The following is a 21,737-nucleotide window of genomic DNA, read 5'->3' as shown; positions in this document are numbered from 1 at the left end:
GGGGGTGGACGGAGCGGGTGGAGGCGTGGGAGCGGACCCGTTCGCGGCGGAGGGCGCCGCGGCGCGCGGCGCGCTGGTGCGCGCGATCGAGGAGTCGGGGGCGCTGACGGATCCGGCGTGGCGGGCGGCCTTCGCGGCGGTACCGCGGCATGCGTTCGTCCCGTACTACTACGTGGGCACGGGGCGCGGCTACGAGCGGCTGTGGCGCGGCGACCCCGATGCGGCGGGGCGGCTGCGCTGGCTGGCGGGCTGCTACGCGGACGCGCCGCTGGCGACGCGGGTACGGGACGGCGAACTGCTGTCCTCCAGCAGCCAGCCGTCGCTGATGGCGATGATGCTGCAGGCGCTGGAGGTGACGGGCGTCGAGTCGGTGCTGGAGATCGGCGCGGGTACGGGCTACAACGCGGCGCTGCTGTGCCATCGGCTGGGGGCGGACCGGGTCACGACGGTGGATCTTGATCCGGACATCACGGAGGCGGCCCGGTCCCACCTGGCGGTGGCGGGTTACCGGCCGGCGGTGGTGACGGGCGACGGGGGGCGGGGCTGCGCGGCTCGGGCTCCGTACGACCGGGTGCTGGCGACGTGTGCGGTGTCCTCGGTGCCGTGGGCGTGGCTGGAGCAATGCCGCCCGGGGGCGGTGGTGCTGGCGCCGTTGGCTACGGGGTTGGTGCGCTTGCGGGTGCCCGCGTCCGGCGAGGGCTCCGCCTTCGCGGAGGGCCGCTTCCTGCCGACGCCGGCGTACTTCGTGCCGCTGCGCGGCGGGCCGGCGCGGCCGGAGGTGTCGACGGCGGGGGCGCCGCGGAGGGCCGTCCGCGACGAGGGTTTCCGCTTCCTGCTGACACTGACGGCGGGTCGCCTCTCCCCGGCGGACGCGTACGCACTGTGGGAGGACACGGGCCGCCCGCCCCGCGAACGCTACGGCGTGACGGCGGCTGAGGGACGCCAGTGGGCGTGGCTGGACGACCCGGACGGCCGCTTTCGCTGGGAGATATAGCAACCCACCCGCCCGCCCGTTCCTGTCAGCGACAGGAACGGGCGGGCGGGTGGGAAAGATCCAAGCCACAGCCCGGCAGGCGGCCGCCCCGCAGCAGCGCTACCCGCCCGGGCGCTGCGGCCATGCGGTCCCGGCCGGAGGTCAGCCGCGCTGCAAGCGGATGGTGGTCCAGGCGCCTACGTGGACCCGGTCGCCCTCCTGGAGGGGGACGGGGACGAAGGGCTGGATGGGGTCGGCGGCGCCGTTGACTGTGGTGCCGTTGGTGGAGTTCTGGTCGACGACCGACCAGGTGCCGTCCGGCTGTTCCACGAGGACCGCGTGCTGGTGGGAGACGCCCGGGTCCTCCGGGGGGCGGGCCAGGTCGATGTCCGGGGACTCGCCCGTGGACTGGCGGCGGCGGCCGATCGTGATCTGCGGGCCGGTGAGCGTGATCTTCTGCTCCGGGGAGTACGCGGGCAGGTTGAGGCCCGACGCCTCGGGACCGCTGCGCGACATCATCGCCGTGAAGTACTCGCGGTCCGGCGTCACCACCGCCACCCAGCCGGCAGCGGACGGCGACAGCGGGGCCTCCGGCCCCTGCGCACCCGGCTCGGACCCACTCGGCGGCGAGATGAAGAAGTCACCGCTGCTGCCATTGGCCCGCGGGTCACCGCCACCCGGCGGCGGCGATGACGGGGCGGGGGCCGGAGCGGGGGCCGCGGGCTGTCCCGGGTAGCCGTAACCACCCGTGCCGGGGGCCGGGGGAGGCGGAGGCGGCCCGTCGGGCGCGCCGATACCAGGACCCGCGCCCGGAACAGGCGGCGGCGGAGGCGGCGGCCCCACCGCGCCTCCCGGCCCCGCAGGGCCCGCAGCCCCAGGCCCCGCCGGATCCATCGACAACGGCTCCGCCGCCCGGTTCACCTGCGACGGCCGCGACGGCCGGTACTCCTCGCGAGCCGGCGGCCGGGTCCCGCGCGAGAAGCCCGCCGGCTGCGCCGGGGGCACGTACGAGGTCGCCGAATGCGTCAGGAAGTTGTACCGGCACTCCTCGCAGAACGGAGCCTGCGCCTCCCGAGGCGTATTGCACTGCGGGCACAGCTCGGCCTGCTGCGTCGGATCACCGGGGTACGACGGGTCGGCGCCCGGCGGAGGCGGCGGACCGGGCTGCGCGGGATAGCCATAGCCGCCCACGCCGGGTGGCGGTGGGGGCGGAGGGACCGAGGGGCCGCCTGGCGCACCCGGGGCCGCCGGGGCTGCTGAGCCAGGTGGTGCCATGCGGATACCGCATACCTCGCACCAGTCATCGGCCGCCGACTGGTGCCCGTTCGGGCAGGTGGCCATCCGTGCTCCCCCTCACTCCTCTTGCAACCCGCGGCACTGCCGTGCCGCTACTTCTTCACGCGCACCGTCTTGGTGGACCGCGTCTCCAGCGTCATCTCGTCGGCCTCAGCGACCTTAGCCTTCAATCGAACAGTACCGCTGGCCGCATCTTCAACATCCACGACCTTCGCCAGCAGTTTGGCGGTGGCCTCATTGCCCGACGCGCTTGCCAACTGTACGGCCCGGCCCAGCTTGGCTGTAGCTCCGTCCACATCGCCGGCCTTCCGGTCCTCGAGCCCCTGCTGGATGACCTGCGCCAGCTCGGCCTGCCCGGTGTAGTGGGCGACCTGCGGATTGATCCGGGTGGACGCCGCCATGTCGTCCGTCCACACCGCGCGGATCAGGCCCTGCGAGAGCGTGACCGGGGTGCCGCCGTCCGGCTGCGGGAGGATCAAGGAGACCCGGGCCGCGAGCATCTCCTGGCCGACGCCCGCCGAGGGGACCTCGACGCATACGTGATAGTCGCGGGACTCGTCGCCCCACGACCCCGTCGGGTAGTCGCCGGCCCGCGGCCCCGCCTCCGTACGCCGCGATGTCAGCTCCTCCACCGTCGGCGCCACCTGCTTGACGAACTTGATCTCCGAGCCCTGCGGGGTCCAGAGGCGCAGCGCGACGTCCGCGACCTCCTTGCCCATCGCCTGCTCCATCATCTGCGTGAAGTCCGCGGCCAGCGCCGACGGGTCGGCGACGATGTCGGCGGTGCCGAGCAGCGCGGAGGCGATGCCCGTCACCTCCTTGACCTCCCAGTCCGTACCCACGCCGCGGGCGTCGCAAGTGAAGCGCCCGGCGCAGGCGTTGAGGGTGTCGCGGAGGTCCTCGGGCGACTCGTGCTCGTTGCGGCCGTCGGTGAGCAGGATGCCGTGCCGTATCGACACATCCGCGGTCGCGAGCAGCTTGTCGGCGAGCTTCAGCCAGGTGCCGATCGCGGTGCCGCCGCCGGCGCTGAGCTTGCGCAGCGCCTCCTTGGCCTGGGTACGGGTCTGGGGCCCGGCCGTCGCGAGTCTGCCGCCGCCGGGGAAGACCTCCTTGGCGATGTGGGTGCCGCCGACCACCGCGAAGGACACGCCGTCCTTGATCGTGTCGATGGCGGCCGCGGTCGCGTCGCGGGCGTTGCGCATCTTGGTCGGCGGATAGTCCATGGAGCCGGAGCAGTCCACCATGATCACGACGGCGGCGTCGGAGCCGGGGCCGGTGAAAGCCGCGCGCGCCGGGTCGGCTGCCGGGAGCGGGATGCCGCCGGTGGTGCCTCCGCCGGTGGAGGTGACCGTGATGATTGCGTTCACCTCGCGGCCGCCCTCGTGGAGGTACTCGTTCTGGTAGACCTCCACCGAGAACTCAGGCGCGTTGGACTTGGAGAAGTTGGCCATCTGTTCCGCTCCCCGGAGTTTCTCAATGGAACTTTGTAGACATGCTGACTCGGTCGGGCCTCATGCCATGTCAGGAATCCTTGCCCGGACGTCGGCTGAGGGGAACGGCAGCACTGCGACCGTTACGTTGTCGTGGCCCCCTCCGTCAAGGGCGTGACCGACGAGCACCTGCGCCGAATGCAGCGGCCTGGTGCGGGCGTCGGCGGGTACGGCGGCGGCCATGTCGGCGGCCGCCTCCGCGTAATTCCACAGCCCGTCGGTGCACACCAGCACCACGCCGGGACCCTCCGGCTTGAACGACGCGGTGTGCGGGTCGATTTCGTGGGCGTCGGCGCCCAGCCACCCGGTGATGGCGTGCGCCCTGGCGTCCGCGTACGCATCGGCCTCGCTCATCAGCCCCGCCGCCACCATCTGCGCGGCCCAGGAGTCGTCCTCGGTGAGCCGGGCGGGCGGCGCGGTGCGGTCGTCGGGGATCCAGTACGCGCGTGAGTCGCCGATCCAGCCGACGGTCAGGATGCTGTTGGCGATGACGCCGCTGACGATGGTGCAGGCGGGGGCGTTCTGGTGGGCGCCCGCGATGCCGCCGGTGTCGGCGGCGAGCGCGGAGACGGCGTGGGCGGCGGCGACGAGGGCCTCGTGCATGGCCTGTTGCGGGTGCATGCCCAGCGGCAGGCTGTCGCCCAGCGCCCGCTTCGCCGCGATGCTGGCGGCCTCGGAGGCCTCGTCGGGGCGGGACGCGGAGGAGACGCCGTCGCAGACGACCGCGACGACGGCGCTGCCGCCGTCCGGGAGCGGGGTGGTGGACAGCGCGAAGGCGTCCTCGTTGCGGTGGTGGCGCAGGCCGCGGTCGCTGACGGCGGCCACGGGGGTGCCTGCGGCGCCGTCGAGTTCGCGCTCGATGTGGTCGCGCTCGCGGGGCTGGGCATGCCCGCAGTTCTCGCAGTAGCCGTCCGCGTCGATGGTGCCGGTGCGGCAGGCGACGCAGTGCTTGACCTCGAGGGTCTCGGCCTCCGCCGCGGCGGGTTCCGGGGTACCGAGCGCGGCCCGGGGGTCGCCGCCCTGCGCCGTCGCGGCGCGCGGGTCGTCCCCCTGCGGCGGCTGGGCCGGGGCGTCGCCGCGGGAGGCGTCGTCCCCGGCGCCGGTCGCGGGCTCCAGCGGCTCCGCGAGCCGGTAGTGATCGGGATCGGACTCGGGGGCGGCCAGGTGGAAGCCGTCCGACTCCGGGGCGCCGAGGGTGAAGTCGGCGAGGGTCTCGGGGTGATCGGGCACGATGGGCGCTCCGCTCCCGGAGCCCGCGGCGCGGTCGTCGTACCGCACCGGCGGCTGCGCGGACGGGGGCGGCGCGAGCGGCGGAGGCGGGGTGGCCCCGGCGGCCCGGGGGTCGGCGTCGCCGCCGACGGCGTCGCGAGCCCCGGCGGTACGGCCGCCGGCATCGCCCGCACTCGCCGCGTGCGGGCGGCGGTCCGCGTCCCTGCGGGCGCCCTCGCCCGCCGGCTCGGCGGGACCGTCGCCGCCGGCGTCGGGATGCCCGGCCACGCCCTCCACCTCATCGCGGAACCACCCCGGCGGCAGCCCGGGATCGCTCGCCGGCGGCCCGCTGGGCTCGGCTCCGTTCGCGCTCGCCGCGCCGCGCCCGGCCGCCGCCGGGTCCGCGGCCGGCGGCGCCGCTGCCGGCTCCTCCGCGGCAGCGAGATCGCGGCCGCACGCGCCGCAGAAGAGGTCGCCGGGATCCAGTGGCTCCGCACAGTTCGGGCACGCCGACAGTTCGGGCAGGCGGGGGGTCTGCGCCATCAGTCGTTACCTCTCAGACCCAGGTCCGGGGACGGAAGCGGTTGGCCCGCTCGACCAGTTCGATCCTCTCCTCGCCCCGCTGCGCCAGCCGCGCCAGCATGCGGTACGAGCGTTCCAGGCCGAGTCGCAGGCCCTCCTCGTCCAGGCTGCTCCCGAGGAGTACGTGCCGTGGCGCAGGCGCGCCGGGCCGGCCCGGCTGCTGCCCGGGCGGAGCGGCCCCCGCGCGCCCCGAGATGACCCAGTCGAGCGCGGAGCCGAGCACTTCGGTGGAGAGCTTCTCGCGGTTCAGCGCGTCGAGGCCGAAGTCCAGCAGCCGCTCGACCTGCTGCGACGACGCCTCCAGGTCGGCGAGCAGCGCCTCCTGCGGGGCGCGTTCGCGCAGCCGGGACCGTACGGCCGCGACCCGGGCCGCGGTGTAGTGGATCGACGCCTCCGGGATGGACTCCAGCGCCCGCACCGCGCCGGAGCGGTCGGCGGCGGCCAGCCGGACCCGGGCGAGGCCGAACGCGGCGGAGACATAGGCCTGGTCGGTGGCCCACACCAGGCGGTAGTACTCGGCGGCGTTGTCCAGCTGGCCGAGCACCTCCGCGCAGATGGCGAGGGCCAGCTTCGGGGCCGGCTCGCCGGGGAAGGCGTCGTAGACCGCGTCGAAGGACAGCGCGGCGGTCTGCTGGTCGCCGGTGATCAGGGCGAGCAGCCCGCGGTACCAGACGATCCGCCAGTCGTCGGGGTGCGACTGGTCCAGCTCGGCCAGCGCATGACCCGCCGCCTGCACCTCGCCGAGCTCCAACTGGGCCCGTACCCGCCGCAGCTGCACCTCGATGGACTCGCTCGGCGCATTGGCGAGCGCGGCGCTGAGCTCCGCCGGGGCGGAGGCCATCAGGCCCGCGAGGAAGCCCGCGTTGGGGTCGGACGGGCTGACCCGCGGCACCGGCAGCGCCAGCGACGCGGCCCGCGCGTCCAGCGGGCGGGTGGCGGCGATCCGGGCGGCCACCGCGACCTGCGTGGCGCCGGGGCCCGCCGGCGGCAGCGCGGCCTGCTCGGGGCCGCCGGTCAGCTGCGCCGGTACGGCCCCGGGCGGCAGGGCCGGCGCGCCGTTGGACTGCCCGGACTTGCCGTACGTCCGCGCGCCCAGCCGCGAACCGGCCTCGACGTCCTCCGCGAACAGCTGGTTGTCGACCACCCGCAGCTCGGCGCCGAACAGCGTGGACAGCGTCGGCCGCGGCCGCCCGGTCTGCAGCGCCACGACCTCCCGCAGCACGCCCGTCAGCTGCTCCGACATCTCCTCCGCGGAGGCGAAGCGGCGCGCCGGGTCCGGGTCGGTGGCCCGTACCAGGAAGCGGTAGAAGGATTCGTAGCGGCTGAAGACGTCGATCGAGTCGGGGTCGGGGAGGCTGTCGACGAAGACGTTCGTGTAGCCCTGGAAGTCGAAGGTCAGGACCGCGAGCGTGCGCGCGACCGTGTACAGGTCGGAGGCGATCGACGGGCCCAGCTCGGCGACCTCGGGGGCCTGGTAGCCGACGGTGCCGTAGATCGCCGAATCGTCGTCGTCCATGCGCCGGACCGCGCCCATGTCGATGAGCTTGAGCTGGTCGGCCTGCTGGATGGCGTTGTCGACCTTGAAGTCGCAGTAGAGCAGGTTGCGGCTGTGCAGATGGCCGAGCGCGTCCAGCGCCTCCAGGCCGTACGCGCAGGCCACCTCGACCGGCAGCGGGTCGCGCTTGCCGTCGGCGGTGCGCCGCTCGTTGGCGATCTCCTTCATCGACTTGCCGCCGACGTACTCCATGACGATGTAGCCGTCGAGGGAGCCGGTCCGCTGGTCGAGGTGCTCGACGAAGTTGTAGATGCGGACGATGTTGGAGTGCTCGATCTCGGCGAGGAAGCGGCGCTCGGACACCGCGGCCGCGAGGGCGTCCTCGTCTCCCGTATCGAGAAGGCCCTTGAGGACCACCCAGCGGTCGGAGACCGCCCGGTCCACGGCGAGATAGATCCAGCCGAGGCCGCCGTGCGCCAGGCAGCCCGCCACCTCGTACTGGCCGTGCACCACATCGCCCGCCTGCAGCTTCGGCACGAAGGAATACGGCTGGCCGCACTTGGTGCAGAAACCTTCAGTCCTGCCGGGACGGCTGCCCCGCGCCCGGCCGACCGGGGCCCCGCAGTCGCCCTTGGAGCAGTACCGCTTGCGCTCCGGCACCTCCGGATTCTCCAGCACCGCGTCCCGCGGGTTGGGCCGCGGGACCTCCGGCACGGACACCAGTCCGGCGCCGAGCTTGCCGCGCCCGGACGACGCCGCGGTCGTACGGGAGGAGCGCACCGACACCGAACGGCCGGTGGCCGCGGACCCGGTGAGCGACCGCGACAGCCGCCCGGACACCGAGCGGCGGGAGGACCGGGAGCTGCGCGAGGAGCGGGACGAGGAGCTCGACCGCGACGACGAACTGCTGGAGCTGCTCGACGAGCCGCGCTTGGCGTGGCCCGTGATGCCGGTCGGCGAGGAGCCGATCAGCGCGTCGGGCGACACCACGGGCGCGAGCCCGCACGTGTCGCAGTACAGCTCGCCGCCGCCGACGTCCTCATAGTGGCCGTCGCAGCCAGGACGCTGGCACTTCTTCTGCTCTTCCGTCACCTTCACATCCCCCTGGGCTTGTCCATCGGCCCGTTAAGACTCTCCAGCGCCGCCTGCTGATAGCGCAGCACCGCCTGCTCCGCCGCGACCAGGTCGCACGGCGCAGACCACAGCATCCTGCGCGCCTTCTCGTACCGCTCGTGCAGCAGCGGATCCTCGGCCAGGCCGTGCCTGGCCACCTTCGCCTTGTACGCGTCCAGCCTGCCGCGCAGCTCCGCCCGTACGGCCAGCGGCGCGGTGACCGCGGACAGCTCCTCGCGGGCCCGGGTCAGCTCGTCCTCGGCCCGCTGCTCAAGGGACTCCAGCAGCGGCGAGAGGCGGTGCCACTGCGCGCTTCTGCGGTACTCGGCGGCGGTGGCCAGCTGCTCCTGCAGCGCGGTCGGCGGGCCCGATACGGCGGGCACGTCGGACGCCAGTATTTTCGCCAGCACCTCGACGCGCGCCTGCCGGGCCTCGGTGAGGGTGCGGTCGGCGCGGGAGAGGACGTCGCGCAGCTCGATCAGCCGCTGCTCGGCGTCCTGCCGGACGTGCAGCACGGCCTCGATCTCCCGGCGTACGTCCTCCAGCGCCCGGGCCGCGGAGTCGTAGCGCGCGGTGTCGGGCCGGCCGCCGCCGGGCGCGGAGCTGGCCGAGCCGCGGGTCCAGAAGGCCAGCGGATCGCTCACCACCTGCGCCCTCAGATCGGCGAGTTCGTTGGTGATCCGCTCCAGGTCGTCGCCCGCGGGGTGCTCCCGGGGCCGTACGCCCACGGAGTGCGCCAGCTGGCGGGTGCGCTGCAGCTCGGCGCCGAGCAGGTCGATGCGGGCGGGCAGCGCGGACCACACCGAGTCGGCGGTCGCGATCACGTCGAGGGTCTCGGCGTAGTAGGAGTTCATCCGGTCCACGAGCTCGTCCAGGCTGAGCCGCTCGGAGAGCTTCGCGGGGGCCGCGGTGAGGGAGGCGGGCGCGTCCGGGTTCGCCGCGGAGACGGCGCCTGCGGCGATGGTGATGCCGTCGCCGCGCAGCAGGTCGGTGAGCTCGGCGAGTTCGGCCGAGCCGGGGGAGCGGCGGCGGGCGCGGATCTCGCGGGCCGCGGTGAGGGTGTCCGTATACGCGTCGAAATACGCCCAGAGCAGCGCGATCCGCTGCTCGGCCGCGGCCCAGCGCTCCTTGGTGACCCCGGTGAGCTCGGCGCCCTCCAGCAGCCGGCGGCCGGCGTGGTCCTGCAGGGCGAGCAACGAGGTCTCGATGGCCTCGTGCTCGTCGCCGAGCCGGGCCAGCGCGCGGTCCACCTCCTCCCGGCCCAGCACGGGTCCGGCGGCCGCCGGGTCCGAAGCCCCCATTACTCCCCTTTCACCTTCTTCGTGCTCATCCCGCTGTCAATCCTGCTGCTAATCCCGGTATTTGGGCTCCGGCGCGGCCTTGACGCCCGGCAGGTCGGCCTCCAGCCACTTGCGGTACGCCTTCATCCAGTCGCTGTTCTTCCCGCCGTCGCGATAGTCGGCGAGCACCTTGTTGATCCGCTTGACGAGGTCATCGCTGCCCTTCTTCACCGCCACACCGTACGGCTCATCGGTGAACCGCTCGCCCACCAGCTTCATCGACGGGTCCTGCGCGGCCTGCCCGGCCGCGAGCGCGTTGTCGGTGACCACCGCGTCGGCCTGGCCGAGCTGGACCCGCACCAGGCAGTCGAGCTGGTTGTCGACCGTGAGCACCTTGGCGCCCTTGACGTCCTTGCGCAGCGACTCCTCGCCGGTGGACCCGGCGGCGGTGCAGACGGTCTTGCCGTCCAGGTCGTCCTTGCCCTTGATACCCGAGCCCTCGGGCGCCATCACCTGCTGGCCGCCGCGGAAGTACTCGGAGGAGAAGTCGACGTCCTTCAGCCGGTCGCAGTTGATCGTCATCGTACGGACGACGACGTCGACCTTGTTCTGCTCCAGGGCCGGGATGCGCTGGTTGGTGGGGATTGCCCGGAAGATGATGGCGTTCTCGTCGCCCAGGATCTGCTTGGCGATGGCCCGCGCGAGGTCGATGTCGAAGCCCTGCAGGCTGCCGGTGGAGGCGTTGCGGTAGCCCCAGCGGTAGCTGTTCTGGTCGACGCCGGCGATCAGCCTGCCGCGCTCCTTGATCCGCTTGACCGCGTCGCCGTTGGCGCCGCCGTCCGGCTTCAGGCTGGCCTCGGCGGCCTTGCCGTCGTCGCACTCCTCGGTGGCCGCGGCGGGGGCGGCGTGCGTGGCCTGCTGCGGCGACCGCTTGCTGCCGTGGTCCGGCGCCTGGTGCAGCGCGGCGGGCAGCAGGGCCGCGGTGGCCGCGACGGCGACCGCCATGCCGGCGACGCCGCCCCAGCCGCGTACCCGCTTCTTGGGCTGCTTGTCCATCGGTCCCATCGGTTCCACGCCCCCCATCACCGGTACTCCGAGAGCCGGCGCCCGATGCCCAGCAGCGCGCCGAGGGCGCCGAGCAGGCCCAGGACCACCGCGCCCCACTGCAGGCCGGTGAACGCGCCGCGGCCGTCCTCCGCCGCCGAGCTGAACTCCGCCTGCTCGTGCGCGAGCGCCTTCGCCAGCCAGGCGTCGACCTTGTCGAAGGCCTCGCCGGAGGAGTTCTTGCTGTCGAAGTCCTCGCCGGTCGCATCCTTTTTGCCGATGGTCCGCTCGACCGCGAGGTCGTAGTCACCGGCGTCGTCGGCGGAGCGGGCGACCTTGTGCCGCTGCTGCCACTCGCGGGTCCACTCGCCGGCCTTGTCCACCGGCGCCTCGCCGGTTTCGTTGTCCGCGAGCTGGAACGCCTCGTGCAGCTTGCTGCCGCTCGCCGGTCCGCCCTTCTCCCCCTTGCCCATCAGGTTGACCATGCTCGCCTGATAGCGCTTCTCGTACGCGTCCTCACCCGACTTCGCGTCCACGACGGCGCCGCGCGATACGGACGTCAGCGACTCGTCGGCGCGGGCCCGCAGCGAGTCGATCCGGGCCTCGTTGAGCACCTGCAGCGACTGCGCGCCATGCTCGTCCGAGTCGGTGAGGCCGCTGCGCGCGAACGCGTGCCCGGCGACCAGCCACAGCAGCACCACCGTGGTGGCGGCGGTGGCGATCAGCAGGCCCTGGTTGAAGACCCGGTTGGTACGGCGGTAGTTGCGGCGCTGCGCCCAGCCGAGGCCGCCGAGCGCCACGACGCCGGCGGCGAGGGCCAGGTACGGCCAGCTCTTCGCGGCGTCGTAGTCGTCGTTCAGCTGGCCGGTCTCGGTCTCGTACAGCTCCCTGGCGGCCGGCAGCAGGGTCTCGGACATCTGCTTGTTGGCGTACCGGAGATAGGCGCCGCCGAGGGGGAGGCCCTGGCGGTTGTTGGCACGGGCCTGCTCGATCAGGCCGGTGTAGCGGGGGAGGGTGTGGCTGAGGGTGGAGAGCTGCTTCTGGGCGGCGGCCGAACCCTCGGTGTTGGCCGCGGCCTTCACCAGCAGCTTCGACGCGCGGTCGATGTCCTTCTCGTACCGCTTGGTGACCTCGTTCGGCCACTGGCCGCCGGAGAGGAAGCCGGCCGCGGCGGTGGTGTCGGCGTCGGCGAGGGAGCGGTAGATGGACGCGGCGTCCGCGCTCAGCGGCTGGCTGCGCTCGACGACGGAGTCGGCCGCGGAGGACCGGTCGGCCACCTGCCAGGCGGTGATCGCGGCGAACGCGACGACCAGCACGGCCAGCACCGCCCCGATGATCCTGAGCCGCCCCGGCTCGGTGGTCGCGGACGTGCGCATCCGGTCCATGCCCTCGGCGAACGCCGTACGGCGCGCGGGCTGGTGGCCGGGCTGCTGAGGGATCTGCCCCGACATGGTCGGCGGCGACTGCCCGATGGCCGCGAATCCTGCCACGGTCAACTGATCCGGCGGCGCCGCGCTGCCGGCGGACGGCGGGTGTGACACGAGACCTCCCCCTGGGTCACTTGCTGCTCGCCCGCTGGGGGGCGAGATGGTGCATCGGAAGCAGTATGGCTGCCCCGGGCACCGGTGGCACAGGCATTGCCGGGATCTTGTTCGGATTGCGACCGAACAGGTTGTTGCTCTTCATCACGCGTGTGACGCGTGCTCGGTTCCGTACCCCTCAGGCAGCCGGCTTCCACTCCGCGACCAGCGCCAACAGCCCCGGGAAGCGGGCCTCGATGTCTTCGGTACGCAGCTGATTACCGCGGGTGAGACCGAACTGACGCTGGCGGATGAGCCCGGCGTCGCGGAGCGCCCGGAAGTGGTGCGTAAGGGACGACTTGGGCCGGTCGAGCCCGAACCAGCCGCAGGGGTGATCGATGCGCTCCGCTTCGAGGAGGAGCTTGCGGACGATGCGGAGGCGGAGGGGGTCGCTGAGGGCGGCCATGACGGTCTCGAGGCGGAGGTCGTCGGGGGCGGGCTCGGGGAGGGGGGTGGGGAGGTCGTCGGTCTCGAGCTCGGCGAAGGTGCGGTACGCCGTGGGGGCGCTTCGGGGCATCGGCGGGGCTCCTTGCTGCTGGTCGAGGCTTGTACGAGTTGCATCGTACTACGGGGTGCTGTACGACTTCTCTCGTACTGCTTGTGCGAGTTTTCTCGTACAAGGGAATCGTGTCGATCCTGCCTGGGGGCGCCCATGTCCACCGCTGTTCATGCCCGTGACGAAGTCGCCGTGCCATCGGCACCAGCCTCCCGCCGCTGGATGTGGCTCGCCGCCTGGCCCGTCGTCGCCGCGCTGGCGCTCTCCAACGAGCCCGCGCCGCTGTATGTGCTGTGGCAGGGGCGGCTCGGCTTCTCGGCGGCGACGCTGACGCTGATCTACGCCGGGTACATCGCGGGGTTGCTGGTGACCTTGACCTTCGCCGGGTCGCTGGCGGACCGGTACGGGCGGCGGCCGGTGCTGCTGCCGGGGCTGGCGTTGGGAGTGGTGGGGGCGGGGTTGTTCGCGGTCGCGGATTCGGTGGCGGTGCTGGGGGTGGCGCGGGTGCTGAGCGGGATCTCGGTCGGGGCATTCCTCGCGGCCGGGATGGCGGCGGTCGCGGATCTGGCGCCGGAGGGGGAGAAGAAGCTGGGCGGGTTGGTGGCGTCGGCGTCGATGGTGGGGGGTGCGGCGCTGGGGCCGCTGTTGACGGGGGTGCTGTCGGAGGTGGTGGCGGGGCCGACGGTGACGGTGTTTTTGGTTCAGGTGGGGTTGCTGGTGGTGGCGCTGCCGGTGGTGCTGCGGATGCCGCTGCCGCGGAGGGTGCGGGGCGCCGGGGTGGGGGATTCGGGTGGCTCGGGTTCGGGTGCCCCGGGCGCAGGGCGCGGGCGGGTCCTGCGTCTTCCCTCCGCCCCGCGGGCCAACCGCCGGGCCCTGCTGCTCAGCCTCGCTGTCTTCGCTCCGGCCATCGCGGCCACCGGCTTTGTGCTGAGCCTCGGGCCTTCGCTGCTCGCCGAGCTGCTGCACACGGACAACCGAGCGGTGGCGGGCGGCACCATCTTCCTGCTCTTCGCGGCGGCTACGGGGATCCAGTTCGCGGTGCGGGGGCTGCGGGTGCGGGTGCTGTTCCGGCTGGGGGCGGGGCTGACGGTGGCCGGGATGGCGGCGCTGATCGCGGCGGTGGCGGTGACGTCCGTACCGCTGCTGCTGGAGTCGGCGGTGCTGGCCGGCCTCGGCCAGGGCGCCTCGCAGCTGGGCGGGCTGTCGACGCTGGCGGCGGAGGTCCCGTCGGGTCGGCTGGCGGAGGCGAATGCGGCCCTGACGGCGGGTGGTTACCTCCTGGCCGGGGTGCTGCCGGTGGCGGCCGGTTACCTGAGCGATGCGGTGGGCCTGACGGCGGGCACGACGGCCTTCGGCGTGGCGGTGGGGGTGCTGGCGACTGCGGGGGCAATCGCCGCGACGGGGCGGCGGCGTGCGGGGCGGCGGGGCTGAAGGGCCGGCGCCCGGGGCGTCCGCTGTCAGTGGTGGCGCCTAGGGTCCGCGTTCATGGACGCCATCTCTGACCCCCACTTCCTGCACGCCACACGCGCCGGTTACGACGCCATCGCCGAGGACTACGTCGACTTCGCCCGAGGCGCGCTGGAGGCCAAGCCCATCGAGCGGGCGGTGCTCGCGGCCTTCGCGGACTTCGTACGGGACGGGGGTGGGGGTCGGGTGGCGGAGATCGGGTGTGGGACCGGGCGGGTGACCGACCATCTGCGGGGTCTCGGGCTCGATATCCACGGGGTGGATCTCTCGCCCGGCATGCTGGCGGTGGCTCGGCGCACGTACCCCGGGCTGCGGTTCGAGGAGGGCTCGATGCTCGATCTCCGGTACGGGGATGGGGAGCTGGCCGGGCTCGCGGCCTGGTATTCCACCATTCACGTGCCGGATGCGGAACTGCCCGTCGCCCTCGCCGAGTTCGCGAGGGTGCTGCAGCCGGGTGGGCATGCGGTGCTGGGCTTTCAGGTGGGGGATGAGCCGCTGGAGTTGCGGGAGGCGCTCGGGCATGAGGTCGAGTTGGTCTTCCATCGGCGCCGACCGGAGGTCATGGCCGAATTGCTGGCGGCGGCGGGGCTGCCGGTCCGGGCGCGAGTGCTGAAGGAGCGGGATGTGGACGGCCCGTTCCCGGAGCGGGCGCCGCAGGCGTTCCTGATCGCGCGCAAGCCGCTCGCGAGCGGTGGAGCCGCGCGGCAGGAGGATTAGGAAAGTTTCCTAACAGTCGTTGTCCCCAGGGGATTGACGCTCCCCCGGGGACCGCCGTACCTTCGCTGGCCATCGGATAGGAAACTTTCCTAACAGTTGCCCTCGGCCGCACAACCCGCCGGGGCGAGGCGAAGGCGGGCAGCGCCATGACCGACCACAGCAAGGCCGGCTCCACCTCCTCCGCCGGCACCCCCCGCCTCCTCCGCGCCATGAACGACCGCGCCGCCCTCGACCTCCTCATCGAGCACGGCCCCCTCACCCGCACCCGCCTCGGCCACCTCACCGGCCTCTCCAAACCCACCGCCTCCCAACTCCTCGCCCGCCTCGAGGCCGCCGGCCTCGTCCGCGCCACCGGCACCAGCACCGGCGGCCGCCCCGGCCCCAACGCCCAGCTCTACGGCGTCAATCCGGCCGCTGCCCACGTCGTCGGCCTCGACGTCACCGCCGCCCGCGTGCACGCCGCCGTCGCCGACCTCACCGGCCGCACCGTCGGCACCCACGAGCTCACCGTCCCCGCCCCGAAGTCCCGCGCCGCCACCCGCACCGGGACCGACACCGCCAACGCCCCCGACGGCAACGCCGTCCACCTCGTCACCCAAGCCATCGACGGCGCCGCCAAAGCCGCCGGCCTCACCCGCGCCGACCTCCACCGCGCCGTCCTCGGCACCCCGGGCGCCTTCGACCCCGCCACCGGCCGCCTCCGTTACGCGCCGCACCTCCTCGGCTGGCACGCCCCCACCCTCCTCGAAGAGCTGGCCGCCGCCCTCCCCATGCCCGTCGAGCACGACAACGACGTCAACCTCGCCGCTGTCGCCGAGCAGCGCCGTGGCGCCGCCCGCGACCACGGCGACTTCGTCCTGCTCTGGAATCAAGAAGGCATCGGCGCCGCCCTGGTCCTCGGCGGCCGCCTCCACCGCGGCTTCACAGGCGGCGCCGGCGAGGTCGCCTTCCTCCCCGTCCCGGGCCACCCGCTCATGCGCAATGTCGCCCGCGCCAACTCCGGCGGCTTCCAGGAGGTCGCCGGCGCCCAGGCCGTCGTCCCCCTCGCCCGCGAGCACGGCCTGCCCGCCCCCGTACTCCGCGGCGCCCGCCCCGCCTACGCCGAGGCCGCCGCGATCCTCGTCGCCAACGCGGCCGTCCGCAACACCGGCCCGTACGCGGCATTCCTGCAGGCCTTCGCCACCCGCCTCGCCACGGGCCTCGCCTCGATCACCGCCGTCCTCGACCCGGAGCTGATCGTGCTCTCCGGCAGCCTGCTGGTGGCGGGCGGCGAACCTCTCCGCACCCTGATCCGCGCCGAGCTCAACGAACTCGCCGCCCCGCACCCGCACATCGCCGTCGGCACCATCACCGAGCACCCGGTCCTCACCGGCGCCCTGGAGACCGCCCTCGCCGCCACCCGCGACGAGGTCTTCGACACCTCAGCTCTGTAACCGCACAGCAGCACGGCACAGCACAGCACCACGGCACAGCACGGCCCGTACCACACCGCACCTGCCCCTCCGTTCCACCGCTCTGGAGGCACAGCATGCGCACCACCCGGCCCGTCACCCTCCTCACCCTGGCCGCAGCCACCGCCCTGCTCGCCTCCGCCTGTACGGGCAGCAGCGGCACCGACGCCAAGGACGACCCGAACAAAGAGGTCACCATCACCTTCTGGCACGGCTGGACCGCCAAGAACGAGGTGAAGGCGATCAACGACAACATCGCCCGCTTCGAGAAAGCCCACCCCAACATCCACGTGAAGGCCGTCGGCAACATCACCGACGACAAGATCAATCAGGCGCTACGGGCCGGCGGCCCCAAGGCCCCGGACGTGGTCTCCTCCTTCACCACCGACAACGTCGGCAAGTTCTGCGCCTCGAACGCCTTCGCCGACCTCAAGCCCTTCCTCGCCAAGTCGAAGATCGACCCGGCGACGACCTTCCCGAAGCCGATGCAGGAGTACACGCAATTCGAGGGCAAGCGCTGCACGCTGCCGCTGCTCGGCGACGCGTACGGGCTCTATTACGACAAGGACGCCTTCAAGAAGGCCGGGATCAAGGCCCCGCCCAAGACCATGAGCGAGTTCAAGAAGGCCGCCGTCAAGCTCACCAAGTCCAAGGGCGACACGTACTCCCAGCTCGGCTTCATGCCGAACTTCCACGGCTACGAGTCCACCCCGATCCACCTCGGCGCCCAGTGGGACCCGCGGTACTTCGACGCCGACGGCAAGTCGAACCTCGCCAAGGACCCGGGGATCGCCGCGATGTTCGACTGGCAGCAGGACATGGTCAAGTCGCTCGGCGGCTACCAGAAGCTGGAGAAGTACCGCAGCACCTTCGGCGACGAGTTCGCCGCCAAGAATCCCTTCCACACCGGCCAGGTCGCCATGGCGATCGACGGCGAATGGCGGCTCGGCATGGCCCGCGAGGCGAACCCCGAGCTGAAGATCGGCGTCGCGCCCATGCCCGTACCCGACGATCAGGCGGACAAGTACGGCCGCGGCTATCTCGCCGGCACCATCGTCGGCATCGCCAACACCAGCCCCAGGAAGAACGCCGCCTGGGAGCTGCTGAAGTTCATGACCACCGACACCAAGGCGGTCGTCGACTTCGCCAACGCCATCCACAACGTGCCCTCCACCATGGCCGCCCTGAAGTCCCCGGACCTCGACGACGACCCGGACTTCCGCACCTTCGTGAAGATCGCCGAGAATCCGGACAGCGTCACCGCCCCCACCACCGCCAACGGCGGCGCCTTCCAGGTCTCGCTGCAGAACTTCGGCTACCGCTACGAGGCGGGCAAGGCCCCCGCCCTCAAGGCCGGCCTCGTCAAGACCGACAAGGAGATCGACGCCGCGATCGAGCAGGCCAAGTAGCCATGAGCACGCTCGCCCTGCGCGCCAAACGCCGCCGGTCCGCGCTGCGGACCGCGGCGTTCCTCTCCCCGTGGCTGATCGGCTTCGGCGTCTTCTTCGCGTATCCGCTGATCTCGACCGTCTATTTCTCCTTCATGAAGTACGACGGCTTCACCGACCCGACCTGGAACGGCGTCACCAACTGGCGCTATGTCTTCGCCGACTACCCGCTCTTCTGGCCGGCGCTGCGCAACACGCTCTGGCTGGTCCTCGTCATGGTCACCACCCGCGTCGTCTTCGGCCTCGGCATCGGCCTGCTGATCACCAAGGTCAAGCTGGCGGGCAATGTCTTCCGCACCCTCTTCTATCTGCCGTACCTGGCCCCGCCGGTGGCCGCCACGATGGCCTTCGCCTTCCTGCTCAACCCGGGTACGGGGCCGGTCAACAACCTTCTCGGCGACCTGGGCCTGCCGCAGCCGGGCTGGTTCAACGACCCGTCCTGGTCCAAGCCCGCCCTCACCCTGCTCGCCCTCTGGGGCATCGGCGACCTCATGGTCATCTTCATGGCGGCGCTGCTCGATGTGCCGCGTGAGCAGTACGAGGCGGCCGAGCTGGATGGGGCGGGCGCGTGGCAGCGGTTCCGGTACGTAACGCTGCCGAACATTACGCCGATCGTCATGTTCGCCGTCGTCACCGGAGTGATCCAGGCGATGCAGTACTACACGCAGCCCTTCGTCGCCGGAAAAGTCGCCAGCGGCGTCATCGGCAACTCCGGCCAGCAATTCGAGCCCGGCTACCCGGAGCAGTCCACCCTCACCCTCCCCCAACTCGTCTACAACCTCGGCTTCCAGCGCTTCGACACCGGCTCCGCCTGCGTGGTGGCGCTGGTGCTGTTCGCCCTCGCGATGGCCGTCACCGCACTGCTGATGCGCCGCCGCGGCGGCCTGATCCGGGCGGAGGACTGACCCCGCATGACCGACACCATCACCGCCCGCCCGCAGGCCGCCCCCGCGCCCCGGACGCGCCCGCCCCGCAGCGCCCGCCGCAAGGCGCTCCTCAACTGGATCGCCGTGCACGCCCTCGCCATCGCCGCCGCCCTCTTCTTCGCTCTCCCCTTCGTCTTCCTGCTCCTCACCGCCGTCATGTCCGACCAGCAGGCCCTCACCCGCGACCTGTGGCCGAACACCTGGCAATGGGGCAACTTCGCCGAGGTCTGGGACTCCCCGGGCTTCCTCACCTGGTGGCGCAACACGCTGCTGTACGCCGGCCTCGGCACCCTGCTCTCCGTACTGTCGTCGCTGCCGGTCGCCTACGCGCTCGCCAAGTTCCGCTTCCGCGGCCGCAATACGGTCCTGATGCTGGTCATCGCCATGATGATGCTGCCGCCCCAGGTGATCGTCATCCCGATGTACCTGTTCTGGGCGAAGCAGCTGCAACTCTCCGGCACCCTCTGGCCGCTGATCATCCCGCTCGGCTTCGGGGACGCCTTCACCATCTTCCTGCTACGGCAGTTCCTGCTGACGATCCCCGACGAATACCTCGACGCCGCCCGCGTCGACGGCTGCGGCGAGCTGCGCACGCTGATCCGCATCGTCGCCCCGATGGCAAAGCCGGGCATCGCGGCCGTCGCGCTCTTCCAGTTCTTCTACTGCTGGAACGACTACTTCGGCCCGCAGATCTACGCCTCCGAGAACCCGGCCGCCTGGACCCTCTCGTACGGCCTGGAGTCCTTCAAAGGCGCGCACCACACCAACTGGAACCTCACGATGGCCGCCACCCTCCTGGTCATGGCGCCGGTCATCGCGGTGTTCTTCTTCGCCCAGAAAGCCTTCGTCGAAGGCATCACGCTGACGGGAGTCAAGGGATGAAGCTCGCAGTGGTCGGCGGCGGTTCCACCTACACGCCGGAGCTCATCGACGGCTTCGCGCGGCTGCGCGGGACGCTGCCGATCGAGGAGCTCGTCCTCATCGACCCGGCGGCGGAGCGGCTGGAGCTGGTGGGCGGGTTGGCGCGGCGGATGTTCGCCAGGCAGGGGCATCCCGGGCGGATCACCACGACCGGCGACCTGGACGCGGGTGTGGCGGACGCCGACGCGGTGCTTCTGCAGCTGCGCGTCGGCGGGCAGGCGGCCCGCGATCAGGACGAGACCTGGCCACTGGCGTGCGGCTGCATCGGGCAGGAGACGACCGGTGCGGGCGGGTTGGCGAAGGCGCTGCGTACGGTGCCGGTGGTGCTGGACATCGCCGAGCGGGTACGGGCCGCGGCGCCGCGCGCCTGGCTGATCGACTTCACCAACCCGGTCGGCATCGTCACGCGTGCGCTGCTGCAGGCCGGGCATCGGGCGGTGGGGCTGTGCAATGTGGCGATCCATCTGCAGCGGAAGTTCGCGGCGATGCTGGACGCGCGCCCGGAGGAGGTGGAGCTGCGGCACGTCGGGCTCAATCACCTCACCTGGGAGCTGGGCGTGCAGCTGCGCGGCGAGGAGGCGCTGCCGCGGCTGCTTGACGGGCACGGTCCGGAGATCGAGGAAGGGCTGCACCTGCCGCCCGGCATCATCGGCCGGCTCGGCGCCATCCCCTCGTACTACCTCGGCTACTACTACCGCCACGACGAGGTGGTGGCCGAGCAGCGCGCCAAGCCGTCGCGGGCGGCGGAGGTGGCGGCTATCGAGAAGCAGTTGCTGGCGATGTACGGGGACTCGTCCCTGGATACGAAGCCTGAGCTGCTGTCGAAGCGGGGCGGGGCCTTCTACTCGGAGGCGGCGGTCGCGCTGGCGGCGTCGCTGCTGGGGGAGGGCGGCGGTCCCGGCGAGGTGCAGTCCGTGAATACGTACAACAACGGCACCCTTCCCTTCCTCCCCGACGACGCTGTCATCGAGACGATGGCGCGGGTGACGGGCGCGGGTGCCGCGCCGCTGCCCGTACCGCCGCTCGATCCGCTGCTGACCGGGCTGATCGCGCATGTCACGGCGTACGAGAACCTGGCGCTGGACGCGGCGATACGCGGCGGTCGTGACCGCGTCTTCGCCGCGCTGCTCGCGCACCCGCTGGTCGGCCAGTACGCGCTGGCCGAGGCGCTCACCGACGCGCTGCTCGCGCACAACAGGGAGCACCTCGCGTGGGCGTGACCGAAGCGCGGCCGCCCGCCGCCGTGCTGGCTATCGACGCGGGCAACAGCAAGACGGACGTGGCGCTCGTCGCCGCCGACGGCACGGTGCTGGGGGAGGCGCGGGGCGGTGGCTTCCAGCCGCCGCGGACGGGGGTGGCGGCGGCGGTGGACTCCCTCGCGGCGACGGTGCGGGAGGCGGCGGCCAACGCGGGGGCCGGGGAAGCGAAGGCCGGGGAAGCCGCCCTCGCCCGGCACGTCTCGGCCTGCCTCGCCAACGCCGATCTGGCCGTCGAAGTCGCCGAGTTGCGGACGGCGCTCGCCGACCGCGGCTGGGGTGGCTCAGTGGCCGTACGCAACGACACCTTCGCCCTCCTCCGCGCCGGCGTGGACGAGCCGCGCGGGGTCGCGGTGGTGTGCGGCTCCGGCATCAACTGCGTCGGTCTGCTCCCGGACGGCCGTACCCACCGCTTTCCCGCCCTGGGGCAGATCTCCGGCGACTGGGGCGGCGGGGGCGGCGTGGCGGCGGAGGCGCTCTGGTACGCGGCGCGGGCGGAGGACGGGCGGGGGGAGCCGACGGCGCTCGCGGAGGCGGTGCCGCGCCACTTCGGGCTGCGTACGTCCCTGGAGTTGATCGAGGCGCTGCACCTGGGCCGGATCCCGAAGCGGCGGGTGCAGGAGCTGTCGCCGGTGCTGTTCGCGGTGGCGGCGGACGGGGACCCGATCGCCCGCGGCGTCGTCGAACGGCTCGCGGACGAGGTGGTGGCGATGGCGCTGGTGGCGCTGACGCGCCTGGACCTGCTGGACGGGCCCACCCCGGTGGTGCTCGGCGGCAGTGTGCTGGCCGCGCGCCATCCGCAGCTGCACGCGGGCATCACCGAGCGGCTCGCGGCGCGGGCGCCGAAGGCGGCGGCGCGGGTGGTCACGGCGCCGCCGGTGCTGGGGGCCGCGCTGCTGGGGCTGGATGCGGTGGCCGCTCCCGCGGCGGTGCAGGCGCGCTTGCGGGCGTATTACGGGTGAGGAGGGGTGCGGTCGGTTGGTTATGCCGCCC

The 21,737-nt window shown here is 72.6% G+C and carries 17 protein-coding genes; 9 read left to right on the top strand and 8 right to left on the bottom strand.

From position 1 onward, the window contains the following. Window positions 1–25 precede the first annotated feature (25 nt). On the top strand, window positions 26–994 hold the full coding sequence (locus tag ACNNMR_RS14375; protein ID WP_419994994.1) for a methyltransferase domain-containing protein: 969 nt from the start codon (window positions 26–28) through the stop codon (window positions 992–994). A gap of 141 nt (window positions 995–1,135) precedes the next feature. Here the strand turns inward: ACNNMR_RS14375 and ACNNMR_RS14370 are convergent, their stop codons facing one another. The 8 genes from ACNNMR_RS14370 to ACNNMR_RS14335 form a co-directional block, all read right to left on the bottom strand. Continuing rightward, entirely contained in the window at window positions 1,136–2,314 is a 1,179-nt protein-coding gene (locus tag ACNNMR_RS14370) for an FHA domain-containing protein (RefSeq protein ID WP_419994993.1), read from the bottom strand. Between the two features lie 47 nt (window positions 2,315–2,361). After that, the gene (locus tag ACNNMR_RS14365; protein WP_419994992.1) at window positions 2,362–3,720 is read right to left on the bottom strand and encodes a vWA domain-containing protein; all 1,359 of its coding nucleotides are present in this window, start codon (window positions 3,718–3,720) and stop codon (window positions 2,362–2,364) included. A gap of 60 nt (window positions 3,721–3,780) precedes the next feature. Next, window positions 3,781–5,511, bottom strand: coding sequence for a PP2C family serine/threonine-protein phosphatase (locus ACNNMR_RS14360; protein WP_419994991.1), 1,731 nt, complete (start codon window positions 5,509–5,511; stop codon window positions 3,781–3,783). A 13-nt stretch (window positions 5,512–5,524) separates the two neighbouring features. Beyond that, window positions 5,525–8,137, bottom strand: coding sequence for a tetratricopeptide repeat protein (locus ACNNMR_RS14355; protein ID WP_419994990.1), 2,613 nt, complete (start codon window positions 8,135–8,137; stop codon window positions 5,525–5,527). Between the two features lie 2 nt (window positions 8,138–8,139). Next, window positions 8,140–9,459 (bottom strand): hypothetical protein, encoded by a 1,320-nt coding sequence (locus ACNNMR_RS14350; protein WP_419994989.1) that lies wholly within the window; start codon window positions 9,457–9,459, stop codon window positions 8,140–8,142. Between the two features lie 48 nt (window positions 9,460–9,507). Continuing rightward, a complete protein-coding gene (locus tag ACNNMR_RS14345) occupies window positions 9,508–10,494 on the bottom strand; it encodes a glutamate ABC transporter substrate-binding protein (protein WP_419994988.1) in 987 nt (328 codons plus the stop codon). Window positions 10,495–10,520: 26 nt separating this feature from the next. Further along, a complete protein-coding gene (locus tag ACNNMR_RS14340; RefSeq protein ID WP_419994987.1) occupies window positions 10,521–12,023 on the bottom strand; it encodes a hypothetical protein in 1,503 nt (500 codons plus the stop codon). Between the two features lie 178 nt (window positions 12,024–12,201). Next, complete coding sequence (locus ACNNMR_RS14335; protein ID WP_419994986.1) at window positions 12,202–12,579, bottom strand: ArsR/SmtB family transcription factor; 378 nt, start codon at window positions 12,577–12,579, stop codon at window positions 12,202–12,204. Between the two features lie 135 nt (window positions 12,580–12,714). Here ACNNMR_RS14335 and ACNNMR_RS14330 point away from each other — a divergent pair, with 135 nt between their 5' ends. From ACNNMR_RS14330 to ACNNMR_RS14295, 8 genes are all read left to right on the top strand, one after another. After that, window positions 12,715–13,989 carry an MFS transporter gene (locus tag ACNNMR_RS14330; protein ID WP_419994985.1) on the top strand — a complete coding sequence of 425 codons (1,275 nt, stop codon included), beginning with the start codon at window positions 12,715–12,717 and terminating at the stop codon, window positions 13,987–13,989. 54 nt (window positions 13,990–14,043) lie between these two features. Continuing rightward, entirely contained in the window at window positions 14,044–14,742 is a 699-nt protein-coding gene (locus tag ACNNMR_RS14325) for a class I SAM-dependent DNA methyltransferase (RefSeq protein WP_419994984.1), read from the top strand. A 146-nt stretch (window positions 14,743–14,888) separates the two neighbouring features. Further along, the gene (locus tag ACNNMR_RS14320) at window positions 14,889–16,175 is read left to right on the top strand and encodes an ROK family transcriptional regulator (protein ID WP_419994983.1); all 1,287 of its coding nucleotides are present in this window, start codon (window positions 14,889–14,891) and stop codon (window positions 16,173–16,175) included. 95 nt (window positions 16,176–16,270) lie between these two features. Then, entirely contained in the window at window positions 16,271–17,602 is a 1,332-nt protein-coding gene (locus tag ACNNMR_RS14315; RefSeq protein ID WP_419994982.1) for an ABC transporter substrate-binding protein, read from the top strand. Between the two features lie 2 nt (window positions 17,603–17,604). Beyond that, window positions 17,605–18,546 carry a carbohydrate ABC transporter permease gene (locus ACNNMR_RS14310; protein ID WP_419994981.1) on the top strand — a complete coding sequence of 314 codons (942 nt, stop codon included), beginning with the start codon at window positions 17,605–17,607 and terminating at the stop codon, window positions 18,544–18,546. Window positions 18,547–18,552: 6 nt separating this feature from the next. Beyond that, entirely contained in the window at window positions 18,553–19,449 is an 897-nt protein-coding gene (locus ACNNMR_RS14305) for a carbohydrate ABC transporter permease (RefSeq protein WP_419994980.1), read from the top strand. Then, window positions 19,446–20,708, top strand: coding sequence for a 6-phospho-beta-glucosidase (locus ACNNMR_RS14300; protein ID WP_419994979.1), 1,263 nt, complete (start codon window positions 19,446–19,448; stop codon window positions 20,706–20,708). Before ACNNMR_RS14305 ends, ACNNMR_RS14300 begins: the two co-directional genes overlap by 4 nt. Then, complete coding sequence (locus ACNNMR_RS14295) at window positions 20,705–21,706, top strand: N-acetylglucosamine kinase (protein WP_420000361.1); 1,002 nt, start codon at window positions 20,705–20,707, stop codon at window positions 21,704–21,706. Before ACNNMR_RS14300 ends, ACNNMR_RS14295 begins: the two co-directional genes overlap by 4 nt. The last annotated feature ends 31 nt before the right edge of the window (window positions 21,707–21,737 follow it).

The sequence above is a fragment of the Streptomyces boninensis genome, from assembly GCF_048572725.1.
GTDB classification, from domain to species: Bacteria; Actinomycetota; Actinomycetes; order Streptomycetales; family Streptomycetaceae; genus Streptomyces; species Streptomyces boninensis.
This window is presented reverse-complemented; position numbering and strand designations above follow the sequence as displayed.